This window comes from Marinobacter sp. M3C (assembly GCF_023311895.1).
GTDB lineage: Bacteria > Pseudomonadota > Gammaproteobacteria > Pseudomonadales > Oleiphilaceae > Marinobacter.
Genome location: NZ_CP092284.1, coordinates 4,138,451 through 4,152,880, shown reverse-complemented (window position 1 = coordinate 4,152,880; position 14,430 = coordinate 4,138,451). Strand labels below are relative to the sequence as shown.

Below are 14,430 nucleotides of genomic sequence, written 5' to 3'. Positions count from 1 at the left end.
TCATGGATTACTTTTCTCAGAGCATCAAGCAGGCTATCCGCACGGTTCCGGACTGGCCGAAACCCGGTGTTACTTTCCGCGACATCACGACGGTGCTACAGAACAAAACCGCGTTTCGCAAACTGATTGATGCCTTTGTACACCGCTACCACGACCAGCAAATAGACGCGATTGCGGCGGTAGATGCCCGTGGCTTTATCATTGGCTCTGCCCTGGCGTATGAACTGAACGCCTCGCTGGTGTTGATTCGCAAGAAAGGCAAGCTTCCGTTTGATACCTTAGTGGAAGACTACGAACTGGAATACGGCACCGCCTCGGTGGAGCTGCACAAAGACGCCCTCAAACCCGGCGACAAAGTGGTGCTAGTCGATGATCTGATCGCCACCGGTGGCACCATGCTAGCGGCCTCCCGGCTGATTCGCCGGATTGGCGCCGAAATTGTAGAAGTAGCGGCGATGATCGATCTGCCTGACCTGGGCGGTTCTGACAAGCTGCGAGCCGAAGGCTTAGCGGTTTATACTGTATGCTCATTCGAGGGAGAATAAGCCGCCCTCAAACCTGAGTGAATGCAGGAAGTTGGTTAAGAGGTGCGAAAACGCTGTTCTCAACGAGTTTCCTGAATTTACGCAGATTTCGGAGGACACTATCGTGAATTATCAGCACCATTGGCACGACGCCACCCCTATTCATTTGCCCCTGGGCAAAATTGTCTGCATCGGCCGTAACTATGCCGAACACGCCAAAGAACTGAACAACCCGGTCCCGACCGAGCCCCTGCTGTTCATAAAACCCGCCACCGCCGCGGTACACCTGACCAGACCTCTGGACTTCCCGCGGGATCAAGGCGCCGTGCACTTTGAAACCGAATTGGCAGTGCTGATTGGCAAACCCCTGACCAACGCCTCCGCCAGCGATGCAGAAGCGGCGATACTGGGTTATGGCCTGGCGCTGGATTTGACCCTGCGCGACCTGCAAAGCCGGCTAAAAGAGCAGGGGCAGCCATGGGAGCGAGCTAAAGGATTTGATCGCGCCTGCCCACTCACGCCATTCATACCAGCCAACGAGCTTAACAAGCGCCGCCTGCACTTCAGCCTGGATATAGACGGCGAGCGTCAGCAAAGCGGCGACACCGCCGACATGCTGTTTCCACTGGTGCCCCTGATTGCCCACATCAGTACACAGTTCTCTCTGTTACCCGGGGATGTAATACTGACTGGTACGCCCAAAGGTGTCGGGCCACTGGAATCCGGACAAATCCTGCAACTGACGCTGGAAGATCGCCTGTCGGTGTCGACCAGAGTGATATAAAGAGTGATTTAAAGAGTGATATAAAGAGTGATTTAGACAACAGCCTTAAGCGTGGTTTAACGTGACGACGCTGAATCGTTTTTTGGTTAGGAGCGTATATCTGGCATGGCAAAAAAACCGGTTACCACCCGCAGTGGTCGTTTTTTCAAACTCGCAGGCATGACTGCCTCCGTGGCCGGACAATTCGCTGGCCAAAAGGCACGCAGTTTTTTTAGCGGTGAAAACGACGAAGGTGCGCGCAGCGAGAGCTACAGCCGTATGGCATCGCGCATTACCGACACTCTGGGGGAAATGAAAGGCGCTGCCATGAAGGTGGGCCAAATAGCATCGCAAACCCAAGATTTTTTACCCCGGGAATTTTCTGACGCCCTGCAAAAGCTTCAAAAAGAAGCGCCGCCCATGCCCTTCGAGGTGATTCGCCAGCAAATTGAAACCGCCTTGGGCAAACCGGTGCACGAGCTTTACGAGTACCTGCAGGAAGCACCTTACGCGGCGGCCTCGATAGGCCAGGTGCATCGGGCGCGGATGCACGATGGAACCGACGTGATCGTAAAGGTGCAGTATCCGGGGGTTGACGAATCTTGCGATTCCGACCTGAAGCAGCTTCGCCTGGCTTTAAAACTAGGCGGCCTGCTGAAAATGCCCAAGGAATCGGTAGATCAATTATTTAATGAAATCCGCGAACGCCTGCACGAAGAATTGGATTACGACAATGAAGCCCGCAATCTTGATGTGTTTCGCGAGTTTCATCGCAACGATCCCTGGGTGGTTATTCCAGCGGTGGTGCGTAGCCACTCAACCCGCCACGTCATGACTCTGGAGCTGGAAGAAGGTGACCACGTCGGCGATATCACCTCGGAGCGTTACGACCAAAACACCATCAATCTCATCGGCCACCGCATTTTTACCGCGATGGCGGACCAATTGTTTCGTTTTCAGTGCATTCACGGTGACCCACACGCCGGTAACTTTGCTTACCGGCCGGACGGCACCATCGTGATGTACGATTTTGGCTGTGTAAAAAAGCTGAAGCCGGAGATTGTGCGGGCTTACCGCAATGCGGTAACGGCTGCTTTAGATCAGGATTATAAGGCGCTAGACCAGTATTTGATCGATTTGGGTGCGCGAGTTGAGAGCCAACCGGCGATTGATGAGGCTTATTACGCCATGTGGCGGGACATTTTAGTGGTGCCGTTTGAGTCTGAACAGCCCTACGATTTTGGTCAGGCGCGGTTGCATAAGGATGTGGCGGCCAAGACCAGTACGGTGTTTAAATATCTGAATTCTTTCAAACCGCCGGTGGAGAGTATTTTTATCGACCGGATGATAGCGGGTCATTATTGGATGCTGAAGCGGTTGGGGGTTCAGGCGGCTTTTGGTAATGAGTTGCGGGCTTATTTGGCTGAGTTTGCTGATTAGGCGTTAATGGCACAGGTCTGGATAAGCTGTTTACCCATTCTGCTACACCTTCCACTGCGCTTTTTTGAATAAACCGGGCGCGGGAGACTCTTCCTGTGGGGGTTACCGGGTCTATAACGGTGATGGGCACGTCGCGTTCTACTTCGTGGACCAGGCCGGCGGCCGGGTAGACTTGTAGGGAGGTGCCGACAATGAGCAGGTCGTCGGCACTGCGCACTATGTCTATAGCGGCTTCCAGCATCGGGACTTCTTCGCCGAACCAGACGATGTGGGGGCGCAGTTGGCTGCCGTCTTGGCTGCGTTCACCCAAGCTGATATCGCGGTAGCCGATGCTGTGGATGGCCTGGGGGTTTTTGCTGCTACGGGCCTTGGTGAGTTCACCGTGCAGGTGTAACACGTGGGTAGAGCCGCCGCGTTCGTGTAAATCGTCTACGTTCTGGGTGATTATGGTCACCTGATAACTGCGCTCCAATTCGGCAAGCAGGCAGTGGGCGCGATTGGGTAGAGTGTTGGCCAGTTGACGACGGCGTTCGTTGTAGAAACGCAGCACCAGCGCCGGGTCGCGCTGGAAGGCTTCGGGGGTGGCTACATCATGTACGTTGTGCTTTTCCCACAATCCGTTGCTATCACGGAAGGTGGCCAAGCCGCTTTCGGCGCTGATGCCAGCGCCGGTGAGTACTACGATGTGTCGCTTCATGTGCGCGCTAACCGCCGTATCAGTCGAAGATTTTACCCGGGTTGATGATGCCGTTAGGGTCAAAAACCTGTTTGATGCCTCTCAGGTACGCAATTTCAGCTTCGCTTCGAGTGTACTGCAGGTAGGCTTTTTTGGTCATGCCCACGCCGTGTTCGGCGGACACGCTGCCTTGGTATCTTTCCACAATTTCAAACACCCACTTATTCACTTGCTGGCACTTTTCGAAGAAGTCTTCTTTCGCCATGTCCTCAGGTTTGAGGATGTTCAGGTGCAGATTGCCGTCGCCGATGTGGCCAAACCAGATAATTTCGAAATCCGGATAGTGGTTGCTGACCACCTGGTCGATTTCGTCCAGAAAGCCCGGCACCCGGGATACCACCACAGAAATGTCGTTTTTGTAGGGGATACGCGGGGCGATGGATTCGGAGATGCGCTCGCGCAGCTGCCACAGGTTCTGGGCCTGGGTTTCGCTTTGGCTGATCACGCCGTCGAGCACCCAGCCGTTTTCCATGCACTGCTCGAACAGTTCCATGGCTTGTTCCGTCACCTGATCAGACACCGCTTCAAATTCCAGCAGCGCATAGTAAGGCGCCTCGGTGTCAAACGGCGCTTTTACCTGGCCGTGGGCCAGCACGTGATTCATCGCCTGGTGTGAGAAAAATTCGTAGGCGGTTAAATCCAGCTTGCTGCGGAAGGTGTTCAGCACGTCCATAGTGCTGCCCAGGTCATTCAGGCCCAGTACTAACACGGTAAGATTGTCTGGCTGGCGTGACAGCTTCATGGTGGCTTCTGTAATAAAACCCAGAGTGCCTTCAGCGCCGATGAACAAGTGGCGCAGGTCGTAGCCAGTGTTGTTCTTTTCCAGGTCTTTGTTCAGATCGAGAACATCGCCTTTACCGGTGACAACTTTCAAGCCAGCAACCCAGTCTCGGCTCATGCCATAGCGGATAACTTTGATGCCACCGGCGTTGGTGGACAGGTTGCCGCCCAGCTGGCTGGAGCCGGCGGACGCAAAGTCCACCGGGTAGTAAAGGCCGTTTTTTTCGGCAAAATTCTGCAGCTGTTCAGTAATAACACCGGCCTGGCAACGCACGGTGCGGTCACAGGCGTTGAAGTCCAGAATCTGGTTCATATTGTCAAACGCCACCACCACTTCACCGTCGGCGGCTACGGCGCCGGCGCTCAAGCCAGTTCGGCCGCCAGAGGGCACCAAAGCAACTTTGTTTTGGTTAGCGAACTGAACCAGCGCCTGCACGTGTTCGGTGGTTTTCGGCAGCGCAATAGCAACCGGATTTGGCGTGTATATTCGGGTCCAGTCGGTGCCGTAGGTGGCAAGATCAGACGGATCTGTCAGCACTTTACCCGGGGCATCACCCTTGGCCATCAGTTGCTTCAGGACGGCTATGATCTGTTCAGATGTCATCAGGCTGGGCTCTCGCGCAAGTGTGTCTCAAAATGGGGCGGTACAGTCAACATTAGACCGCCTGGAGGCGCAGGCCTGTATAAAAACAGGAGTGCTCTGCAAGCCGCCAACGCCAAGGATTATGTTATCATACCGCCCCTGTTCTGTGTGCCAGCCCATGCGATGTAAAGCTGAGATGACTGGCCACGGGTGGTTAAACGCGACAAAAAGTTGGAAAGTAAGCCCATGTCCAATACGTCTCTGCAAAAAAGCAAAATCCGAATCCTGTTGTTGGAAGGTGTTCACCAGTCTGCACTCGATTCGCTGCACTCCGCCGGTTACACCAACATTGAGTCCCTGTCGCACTCGTTGGCTGAAGACGAGCTGATCGAGAAAATTGCCGACGCCCATTTTGTCGGCTTACGATCGCGCACGCAGCTGACAGAGGCCGTATTCGAAGCCGCCAAGAAGCTGGTGGCAGTGGGTTGCTTCTGTATTGGCACCAATCAGGTAGACCTGCAGGCGGCCACACGCCGCGGTGTGGCGGTATTTAATGCGCCCTTTTCCAACACCCGCTCGGTAGCCGAACTGGTGTTGGCGCAAGCCATTTTGTTGCTGCGCGGCGTGCCGGAAAAGAATGCCAAGGCCCACCGTGGCGAATGGCTAAAGTCGGCCAAAGACAGCTATGAAATCCGCGGCAAGAAGCTGGGCATTATTGGCTATGGCAATATTGGCACCCAGTTCAGTGTGCTGGCCGAAGGCTTGGGCATGGACGTGTACTTCTACGATGTGGTGTCTAAACTCTCCATCGGCAATGCCACGCAAGTGGGTTCCCTGCAAGAACTGCTGAATCTGTGTGATGTGGTGAGCCTACACGTACCGGAAACCGCAGCCACCAAGTACATGTTCAAAGCCGAGCAGCTGGCACATATGAAGCCTGGCTCTATTTTGATGAACGCCTCACGTGGCACGGTGGTCGACATAGACGCCTTGGCTGACTCACTGCGCAGCGGCAAGCTGCTGGGCGCTGCCATTGACGTGTTCCCGGTTGAGCCAAAATCTAACAAAGAAGAATTCGAGTCGCCGTTACGTGAGTTCGACAACGTGATCCTGACCCCACACGTGGGGGGCTCCACCATAGAAGCCCAGGAAAATATCGGCCGTGAAGTCGCAGAAAAACTGTCCATGTACAGCGACAACGGTACGTCCGTATCGTCCGTGAACTTCCCCGAAGTGGCCCTGCCCTCGCATCCGAACCAGCATCGGCTACTGCACATTCACGAAAACGTGCCGGGCGTGATGTCAGAAATCAACCAAGTCTTTTCCGCCAACGGTATTAACGTCTGTGGTCAGTACCTGCAAACCAAGGAAGACATCGGCTACGTGGTGATCGACGTCGACAAAGCCTACGGTGAACTGGCGCTGGAAAAGCTGTTGGAAGTGAAGGGCACCATTCGCTGCCGCGTGCTGTTTTAAGCCCGCAAGGCCGAATAGGAAAAACCGGGGCTCAGGCCTCGGTTTTTTTGCTTTTAAGGGACAGATTTGAAATCTGTCCCTGGCCCGCCGAGGCCCCGGTTTTCTTACTCAAAGGGGATAGATTTGAAATCTGTCCCTGATCTTTTTGAGCAGTCCTCTCACCCAGCAAGCCGCTGGTTCCACCATAATCTGACGATGATAGCGTGCGGAAGTGTCAGCGCCGCCAGCGCCCAGAACATGACTCTGACTGCGTCAACCAGCAAACTCGTCGAAGGCCCAATAAGAATAGTCACTCCCCAGGCGACACTCGCCATTGCGATTGCCCCCAGCGTTGCAGGCAAGATTTTACGGGCCGGAAACGCCTGGAACAGGCTTTTTTGATTCGACAACAAGCGGTGTTCTGCAATCGAAAGGAAATGACGCACGCTGTGAATCGTACAAAAATAGAATGCGAATCCCAGAAGCGGTGGCAGTGCGATCAAGGCCGCACCCACCAGGCATAACTCGACCCACACTCTTGGGTCTAGTCGGTTGAGGCGTCCGAACAACAGGCATCCGAAGCCCAAAAGCCAAAACACCGCCAAATAAGGCCCAAGCCACACCACGATCTCCAAAACCACCTGTAGGTCACTCTTAACCAGCCAGGAAAACAACTCGCTTGTTTGCTGCGGGTGCCCGAGCATCGGACCCAGAATGGGCATGCTCCCGCTTAGCCAACGCAACAGAGGGTTTTTTGCCAAGCTTAGAAAAGCCTCGTCGGTATAGCCAAAATGCCAGACCGACAATCCCAGAAACACCAGCAGCGCCACCACCGGTAGAACCCAGATTAGCGCGACAAAAGCCAACGAGGCCATCAAGTAGACACACAGAACAACGAATAAACCGGTTGGCGACGTCGCGGTCAGTTTCTTGAGAATCATGGGGTCCGCGCCCCCGTGGGACAGGCCGAACACACCAATAGGCAGCAACACAATCCAGAACTGTTGTTCGATAGACAGAGCCGGCAACATAACGCCGACGATCAGCGCGAGGCTGGCAATGATCAATATAACGAACTGGTGAAGGCGTCCGCCTGAACTCCGATAAAGCACATTTTCAGTGTTAGCGGTGTCGTTTATCACCATGGCAATGCGGCTCGCACAAAGGGCCTGGGCGGTAGCGCGCTGGCCACTGCTAGAGCATCACGCCAGCGTGGCTGGTCGTTCATAAACCGGCTCATTTGTGCGGCACTCGTGGCAGCAAACAACCCCACGAACCATTGCGGTGCTTTGTCCGGGTGCCGCTTCAATGCCCGCAGAAATACGCTGTCCATCCAGTCCAGCCAGCCCGCCCGCACCACTGGGCCCTGAAGCATCCAGTCGCCACTGGCATGAGCCGCAAGAATCTGCCGGGCAAGCGCCGCGCTGCCTCTTTGGCAACTAACAAAATGATAGCCCGTGGCGGCTCTCATCCAGCCTGCACCGACGCCTGCCCTGAGCACCCGACCAACGCTCTGAACATTCGGCATGCGCAACATAGGCAGGCTACCAAACTCCTCTCTTGTGACCTCGTAATACCCCAGGTCCTGTCGCTGCAGCCATGAATCAAGGTCTGAGCGATAGTCCGGCGCAGGCTCCTTCTCTGGTTGAAAGGCGGTCCATTCAATCAGAAAGTGGTCCTCGTCGAGAGGCAACAGGTACAAAAAACACGGGTGCGGGTAGCCAGGCTGAAAATCCATCAGTGTGGCCGTAGAGGTATCAAAACCGTGCTTGGGACAGGTAATCTCAAGGCCTGAGAAAACCTGCCAAAACCCAACGCCGAATATCAGCTGACCCTTGTCAGGAGGGCGCGTGTCTATGACTGCCTTTGCCTGCCAACGGCGTTGATCCGCCGACACCAAGGCGCCATCATCGGTGTGTTCGACGCCGCTAACGGTCACACCAAGGTGTAAATCAAAGGCCGGAATATCGTCTATTTTGGCCAATGCATGCCGATACAGAACATCTGCCGGCAGCATTGCGTAAGCAATGTCCCTGTCAAACTGACAAGCTGTTTGATGACCCTGGCTGACCTGCCAGCGAAACCAGCGATGGGTGATAAGATCGCGAAAAGGATGTGGCTCAAGGTCCCAGAAACACCATGTTCGATCGTTACTATAGGATGTTCGTGGTTCGAGAAAACAGACTCTGGGCAATGTTGTTTGCCCCTCTTCTGCCAACTGCAGGAGCCAACAGGCCAGGCTGAGCCCAGTTAACCCGGCTCCGATAATGACAAGGTCATACTCAGCGTTTGGCGCAGCGCGCTGGCTTGTGGGCTTTGGTCCAGATTCAGGTTCGACTTCAAGACGGCGGTTCATCGCTTTTCCGGCTGGCGCAGTTTAAGACTGGTTGTCAGTCCTTGATGCAGTGCGTGATCGTGACGAATAGACTGGCGGCTGATAGCGCCTGCCGCCAGTTGAACAACGGCTGCCACCGACACCTTCAGTTTCTCGGCAGAGCCAACCACACATCGGCTCTGCCAATAGCGTTGTTCGCCCCTTTGCAGAATCTGTCGGCCAATTTGCCGATAGACCTTTGCAGCAACGGCAATGGCTAAACGTGCTCTGAACGGCAGATAACCCAACCCATGCCACCCACTGCGATAGTAGGCCTCGGACATGCCCAGCAGATTGCGGACGCCCAACCAGGCTTGATGCCGGGCATCTCGATTTCCAGCCACAATATCTTCTGGCGTAATCGTACCCCCTGCCCCATCGGCCGGCAGGTATAAGCGGTTCAAGTGGGCATCCTCCAGAACATCTCGAGAGATGTTGGTCAGCTGCATGGCAATTCCCAAATCAATGGCGTGCGGTAGGGCTTTCTCCCGCTCACGTGCGTTTAACAAGCACGTCATCATAACCCCTACCGTTCCGGCCACACCGTAGCAATAACGAAGGAGTTCGGCCTGATCCGCCACTCTGACAAGGTCAAGATCCCGACGCACCGTGGCAACAAGATCTCCTAATGCGCTCAGCGCCAACGGATGTTCTCCCAGCAGCAATTCGGCCTGCTGGTAAAGGTTGGGGTTTTCGTCGGCCAATGTTGGCCTGGACATCAGCGCCTGATGGAATTCGCCAAGCTGTCGGTCAGCGGCCATCGCCTGGGCGGGTGTTGATGCCTCGTCCGCCAAGTCGTCTATGCTTCGGCATATCCGATACAGGTCTGCGGCGCTCTCAAGCTGTTCCGCGGTCAATAGCTGGCCGGCCCAATAAAAGCTCTTCCCCTTGCGCCGCAGCACATCAGCGCCGGTTGCGGTTAGAGTGGTCTCGGCCACCGAATCAGTCATTTCACGCCTCTGATGGCGGTGCCTGCTGACGCTCCCGCTTCGGTGTCGGCCTGAGATTCAAAGGCTCTGACCACTAAGCGCTCAACCACACCTGCCGAGCACACGACACCTGGCACGCCTGCACCGGGATGAACACCAGCACCCACAAAAAACAGGTTCCGGTAGCGCGGCGACTGGTTATGAAAACGCAGCCCGGCCGACTGCGTGAGTGTAGGCGCAATGGAGAACCCGCTGCCAAAAGGACTGTTCAGTTCAGTGTGGAAATAGGTGGGCGAAATGCTGCGTTTGGCGCGGATCTGCTGCGGAAGGTCCGGCATGAGGCGCTGAGTCAAAATGTTGATAATTTGATCTTCAACGTCAGTAGAAATCTGATCCCAATCCTGATTGCCCTGAAGATTAGGGACCGGGGCCAGGACATAAAAGGCGTCACCATTTTTTGGCGCCATGGTCGGGTCTGTCGCGCCGGGCCGGTGCAAATACAAGCTCAGATCTTCCGGAATCTGGCGCTGTTCAAAAATCTCGGTCAAAATTTCCCGGAAGGTTTCACCAAACACAATCGTGTGGTGTTCAATGTCGGAGTAAACCCGCTCGGTGGTGAAATAAAGCACAAACAGCCCCATAGACTGCTTTAACCGTGCCCTATGGCTGTCGGCAAGCCGCTGGCGAGTGGTTCTTTCAATCCAGTGATCGTAAACGTAGAGCGGGTCCGCGTTACTCACCACCAAGTCGGCATCAAAACGCCGGCCCTGGTCGGTCACAGCGGCGCGCACGTTCAGGCCGTCCATGTCCAGATACTGAACTGACTGGCCGACGTGCAAGCGACCGCCGTGTCGCTGGAACAGCTCCGCCAATGCTTTAATCAATACACCGGTTCCGCCTTGTACATACCAAACACCGCTTTTACGCTCCAAAGCATGAATCAGGGCGTAAAGTGACGATGTTTGAAACGGGTTACCCCCCACCAGCAGAGAAGGCACAGAGAAAGCTCTGCGCAGACGCTCATCGCTGAAAAACTGGGAAACGAATTGGTAAATACTCCGGTCGGCCCTGAGTTTAATGAGGTCTGGCAAAACCTCCAACATGTCCGCGACTCGGGTAAAAGGCCGTTGTGCCAACTCGGTGAAGCCGCGATCGTACATTGCTTCGGCGGCTCGCAGGAATTGCGGGTAATGTTCGCCTTCGCCCGGCGAGAGCCGGTCAATCTCTTCAACCAGCGCCTCTGTTGTGCCGTGATAGTCAAAGTGACTGCCATCGGCAAAGTCCATGCGGTAAAAGGGCGACACCGGCAACAGTGTCACCTGATCTTTTAGAACTTCACCAAAACGTTCGAACAATTCAGCAAAAAGAAAAGGCGCGGTAATGACGGTTGGCCCGGCATCAAAGCTGTGGCCATCCAGTTCGAAGGTTCTGGCTCGCCCCCCCAAATCCTCGTGCTTTTCCAACAGGTCGACATTATAACCTCGAGCCAACAAGCGTAAGGCAACAGCAAGTCCGCCAAATCCGGCTCCAACAACCACCGCTGTTTTCGCCGCACTAACCCCACGTAGTTGTTGTGTCATGACATCACTCCCCATTCGATCCAAGGGTGTAGCGATGTGCTTGTGCTCTGCCTTCCAATTTCATGAGTAACGGGCCGAGCGTGGGCGTAATCGGCGTAGCCATCTGTGTTTCGAGACGCTTAAGCTGGCGTCGGCCACGCTGCAATGCAGCCAGCGCGTGGCGGGTCGCCCTTTGGACTCTAAGTTCCGGACTGTCGCTCAATCTGCCACGATGATGGTGCCATGCATGAAAAGGATGGAGCGATTTCACCTTGGTGTCCAAATCAGCCATTGGCTCCGCCAGATCGTCCAGGTCGTCGATGATCTGATAGGCCAGACCAACCGCCTCTGCGAACCGCTTTATAGAGTCCAGAACCGACAACTCAGCCTTCGCCGCTATCGCACCTGTCATCAGCGGAAGCTGGATCAGTGGCACAGTTTTGGCTTGCGCAGCTTCTATATAAGCCTTGAACCGGGGCTGAACGCCGGGTTCTACCGGTGCAATCTCAATGCTTTGCCCGACAATAACCCGACCGGTCATCGCCGCCAAATATTGTGTCAAAAGACGGGATTGCTGGGCATCGTCCAAACCAGCGGACACAGCAAAAGCCGTACAAAGAAGTAAATCGCCGGCGCACAAAGCGACACCTCTGCCGTGTCGTTTCCATACTGTCGGCTGCCCTCTTCGGAGGTGATCGCCGTCGAGGAGGTCATCGTGGACTAAAGACGCGTTGTGGATGAGTTCGCAGCATGCCGCTGCAACAACCGCATATTCTTGGGAACATTCAAAACTTCTGCAACTGGCCAGCGCCAGACGGGCTCGCAACAAACTCCCCCTGGTACTGATCTGGTATTGGCTGGCGTTGTTTGCTGGCCCTTCCATTACACCTTGCAAAGCGTCGAGCATCAATGCCCTAACCTGCTCCAACGCTTGCGTATGATCGGCCTTGTCGGCTGATTGGACCGCCACAACGTTAGCACTGGCGTTTTTTTTCAAAGGTGACTCGGCGCCTAAGACGGAAACAGTCATTGTTATTCTCCCTACCCGGGGATGAGTACTGAAAGCCGCTTATTGAGCCCGCTCAATCTTAAAGGGAAAAGGCGGAACCGGCACAGACCTGGTCCGTGCCGGTTTGATCACAATGGCTGGCAATCAGCAGTCAAGTTCCGACTGATCTTACGACTGCGTTAAGGCGCCTTTTTTCACCGGGGTTTTCTGCTCTGCTTGCGCGGCTGTTTCTGCTGGTACTTTCACATGTTCACGCTCATCTGCCTTACCCTTGCGCACTGCAATCGTAAAGATCAACAGCCCGAACACGGCTTTCGCAACAATGTCAGCAATGGTGTAGCCGGTTTCAACAGCAACAATCGCTGAACCGCCGGTTACGCCAAGCAGTGGTAGCAAATAGACGATTGGGTAAAATGCCCAGGAAGCCACCACCAGAATAGATGCTGTGCTTATCAGGCCTTTCACTTCGTCCGGCTGCTGTGAAATAGATTCTTTAAGACCGATTACCAGCTCACGCACGATGTACAGGAACGGGATCATCGACAGAATCCAGAAAAGTGCCCGGGTTCCGACTTCACTCGCAACTTCGCCAGGATAGCCAAGAACAATCATTAGCGCGGCTGCACCACCAAGCTTGACAGACCGGCTCACGGTCTCGCTATTGCTGAGCTTCATCACCAAAATCAGCTCAACCAGCAGCAAAGGCACTGTTAACAGCCAATCTACATAGCGGTACGCTCGGTTAAAGCCTTCACCCGAAGCCAATACGTCACCCGTAGTCACCGATGCAGCCCCGTGCCAAGAGAGCATGATTTGGAGGTAATGATAGGCTGCAATAGCCGTCACCAAACCGCTGATTGTGATGGCCATTCGATAGGCCGGCGCAACAGACGACTTCATCAACCACAAAAACAATGTGGCCGATGCCATGACGGCAAAACCGAAAGAAAAAACATTGCTTATAAAACCATATTGACCAACTGATAAACTTTCGAGCTCTAACATGTCCTTAACCCTCTCACTTGTTGTATTAAGAAGTCAGCCATCGGCATGTTTTTAAAGCTTTTTTACCCGACTGCCAACCTTGGGGACAAGATAAAAAAAACCTTACAATTGGTACTTACGTTTAACCGATTTTTTAGATCAGGCTCATACCGCTATTCATGAATAATTTTCCGTAAAAATGACAGGCAAGCTAGAAAATTGCGTTTTCGCTGCAGGCTGGTGTCTGCGCCAAAGCCGCTTTTCTTCCTTGTGACGGCACCGCAACGTGGTGCAGGATTACCACATACGTTAATGATACGACATGTAGAAAAAGGCTCAGGAAAGTTTAGTTCATGAGTGGGCAATGGCTGCCCACTCATAGACTGGCAACCAATAAAAAAGCCTGCCCGAGCGCAAACTCGGACAGGCTCTTCAGACGCTTTCGCTAGCGAATGACAGCGCTCAGGAAGCGCTCAATGTTGCCCGTGCTTCTCTAACCGCAGTCGAAAGTTCCCGCGTCAGTGACAAAACATCATCGCGGCCCTGCGCTTCGGTATCTGCATTGGCTATGCACTCCACCAAAGCCGAGCCCACCACTACGGCATCCGCAAAACGCGCAATACGTTCAGCTTGGGGGGCAGTGCGAATGCCAAAGCCCACGGCCACTGGCAAGTTTGTATGCTCGCGAATCCGCGCCAGTTCTTTTTCCACTTTTTCAGCAGTAGGTGCGGCAGAACCCGTAACACCGGTGCTGGAGACGTAATACAAAAAACCAGAGGTATTTGCCAACACACTTGGCAGCCGGGCCGCATCAGTGGTGGGCGTTGCCAGGCGAATAAAGTGGATACCGGCTTCGCGGGCCGGCACGCACAGTTCGTTGTCATGCTCTGGTGGCAAGTCCACCACGATCATGCCGTCTACACCAGATGCTGCGGCGTCGTGTAGAAACCGATCTACTCCGTAGCAGTAAATCGGGTTGTAATAGCCCATCAGTACAATCGGCGTGTCCTGATTATGCTCACGAAATTCACGCACCATCTGCAGGGTTTTGATGGTGTTGTGACCACCGGCCAAAGCCCGCTGGCTCGCAAGCTGAATGGGCACGCCATCGGCCATAGGGTCGGTGAACGGCATCCCCAGCTCGATGATATCGGCACCGGCTTCAGGCAACCCTTTTAGAATCTCCGCGCTGTGCTGGTAGTCCGGATAGCCTGCGGTTACAAACGTAACCAGGGCAGCACGATCTTGCTCGCGCAAGGCTTCAAAACAACGATCAATACGACTTGCGCTCATA

12 protein-coding genes and 1 pseudogene are annotated in these 14,430 nt (G+C 54.5%); 4 read left to right on the top strand and 9 right to left on the bottom strand.

Going from position 1 to position 14,430, the window contains the following annotated elements; all coding sequences use genetic code 11:
* Positions 1-2 precede the first annotated feature (2 nt).
* The 3 genes from MIH18_RS19540 to MIH18_RS19530 all read left to right on the top strand — a co-directional run bounded on the left by MIH18_RS19540 (position 3) and on the right by MIH18_RS19530 (position 2,727).
* Complete coding sequence (locus MIH18_RS19540; RefSeq protein WP_249005650.1) at positions 3-545, top strand: adenine phosphoribosyltransferase; 543 nt, start codon at positions 3-5, stop codon at positions 543-545.
* Between the two features lie 103 nt (positions 546-648).
* The gene (locus MIH18_RS19535) at positions 649-1,308 is read left to right on the top strand and encodes a fumarylacetoacetate hydrolase family protein (protein ID WP_249005651.1); all 660 of its coding nucleotides are present in this window, start codon (positions 649-651) and stop codon (positions 1,306-1,308) included.
* Between the two features lie 105 nt (positions 1,309-1,413).
* The gene (locus tag MIH18_RS19530) at positions 1,414-2,727 is read left to right on the top strand and encodes an AarF/ABC1/UbiB kinase family protein (RefSeq protein WP_249013286.1); all 1,314 of its coding nucleotides are present in this window, start codon (positions 1,414-1,416) and stop codon (positions 2,725-2,727) included.
* Between the two features lie 22 nt (positions 2,728-2,749).
* Here the strand turns inward: MIH18_RS19530 and MIH18_RS19525 are convergent.
* Positions 2,750-3,424 (bottom strand): annotated as a pseudogene (locus MIH18_RS19525) (NAD-dependent deacylase); the annotation flags it as partial.
* Between the two features lie 19 nt (positions 3,425-3,443).
* Positions 3,444-4,847 (bottom strand): FAD-binding oxidoreductase, encoded by a 1,404-nt coding sequence (locus MIH18_RS19520; protein ID WP_249005654.1) that lies wholly within the window; start codon positions 4,845-4,847, stop codon positions 3,444-3,446.
* 225 nt (positions 4,848-5,072) lie between these two features.
* On the opposite strand from MIH18_RS19520, the gene serA reads away from it, so the two are divergent.
* Complete coding sequence (gene serA / locus MIH18_RS19515; RefSeq protein WP_249005655.1) at positions 5,073-6,302, top strand: phosphoglycerate dehydrogenase; 1,230 nt, start codon at positions 5,073-5,075, stop codon at positions 6,300-6,302.
* A 158-nt stretch (positions 6,303-6,460) separates the two neighbouring features.
* Here serA and MIH18_RS19510 read toward each other — a convergent pair whose 3' ends face one another.
* The 7 genes from MIH18_RS19510 to trpA form a co-directional block, all read right to left on the bottom strand.
* Entirely contained in the window at positions 6,461-7,426 is a 966-nt protein-coding gene (locus MIH18_RS19510; RefSeq protein ID WP_249005656.1) for a Brp/Blh family beta-carotene 15,15'-dioxygenase, read from the bottom strand.
* Entirely contained in the window at positions 7,420-8,637 is a 1,218-nt protein-coding gene (locus MIH18_RS19505; protein ID WP_249013285.1) for a lycopene cyclase family protein, read from the bottom strand. Before MIH18_RS19505 ends, MIH18_RS19510 begins: the two co-directional genes overlap by 7 nt.
* Positions 8,634-9,605: a phytoene/squalene synthase family protein gene (locus MIH18_RS19500; RefSeq protein ID WP_249013284.1), complete on the bottom strand. Its 972-nt coding sequence runs from the start codon at positions 9,603-9,605 to the stop codon at positions 8,634-8,636. Before MIH18_RS19500 ends, MIH18_RS19505 begins: the two co-directional genes overlap by 4 nt.
* Positions 9,602-11,164, bottom strand: coding sequence for a phytoene desaturase family protein (gene crtI, locus MIH18_RS19495; RefSeq protein WP_249005659.1), 1,563 nt, complete (start codon positions 11,162-11,164; stop codon positions 9,602-9,604). Before crtI ends, MIH18_RS19500 begins: the two co-directional genes overlap by 4 nt.
* A gap of 4 nt (positions 11,165-11,168) precedes the next feature.
* Positions 11,169-12,173, bottom strand: coding sequence for a polyprenyl synthetase family protein (locus MIH18_RS19490; protein WP_249005660.1), 1,005 nt, complete (start codon positions 12,171-12,173; stop codon positions 11,169-11,171).
* Between the two features lie 147 nt (positions 12,174-12,320).
* Complete coding sequence (locus MIH18_RS19485; protein ID WP_283164782.1) at positions 12,321-13,157, bottom strand: bacteriorhodopsin-like; 837 nt, start codon at positions 13,155-13,157, stop codon at positions 12,321-12,323.
* 441 nt (positions 13,158-13,598) lie between these two features.
* A complete protein-coding gene (gene trpA, locus MIH18_RS19480; protein ID WP_249005662.1) occupies positions 13,599-14,429 on the bottom strand; it encodes a tryptophan synthase subunit alpha in 831 nt (276 codons plus the stop codon).
* Position 14,430: the final 1 nt, after the last annotated feature.

What these genes read in the sequence shown, in the direction of transcription:
- MIH18_RS19485 (WP_283164782.1), bottom strand. Translation starts at nt 13,157, where the DNA reads ATGTTAGAGCTCGAAAGTTTATCAGTTGGTCAATATGGTTTTATAAGC.
- MIH18_RS19500 (WP_249013284.1), bottom strand. Translation starts at nt 9,605, where the DNA reads ATGACTGATTCGGTGGCCGAGACCACTCTAACCGCAACCGGCGCTGAT.
- trpA (WP_249005662.1), bottom strand. Translation starts at nt 14,429, where the DNA reads ATGAGCGCAAGTCGTATTGATCGTTGTTTTGAAGCCTTGCGCGAGCAA.
- MIH18_RS19520 (WP_249005654.1), bottom strand. Translation starts at nt 4,847, where the DNA reads ATGACATCTGAACAGATCATAGCCGTCCTGAAGCAACTGATGGCCAAG.
- serA (WP_249005655.1), top strand. Translation starts at nt 5,073, where the DNA reads ATGTCCAATACGTCTCTGCAAAAAAGCAAAATCCGAATCCTGTTGTTG.
- MIH18_RS19530 (WP_249013286.1), top strand. Translation starts at nt 1,414, where the DNA reads ATGGCAAAAAAACCGGTTACCACCCGCAGTGGTCGTTTTTTCAAACTC.
- MIH18_RS19510 (WP_249005656.1), bottom strand. Translation starts at nt 7,426, where the DNA reads ATGGTGATAAACGACACCGCTAACACTGAAAATGTGCTTTATCGGAGT.
- MIH18_RS19540 (WP_249005650.1), top strand. Translation starts at nt 3, where the DNA reads ATGGATTACTTTTCTCAGAGCATCAAGCAGGCTATCCGCACGGTTCCG.
- MIH18_RS19505 (WP_249013285.1), bottom strand. Translation starts at nt 8,637, where the DNA reads ATGAACCGCCGTCTTGAAGTCGAACCTGAATCTGGACCAAAGCCCACA.
- MIH18_RS19490 (WP_249005660.1), bottom strand. Translation starts at nt 12,173, where the DNA reads ATGACTGTTTCCGTCTTAGGCGCCGAGTCACCTTTGAAAAAAAACGCC.
- crtI (WP_249005659.1), bottom strand. Translation starts at nt 11,164, where the DNA reads ATGACACAACAACTACGTGGGGTTAGTGCGGCGAAAACAGCGGTGGTT.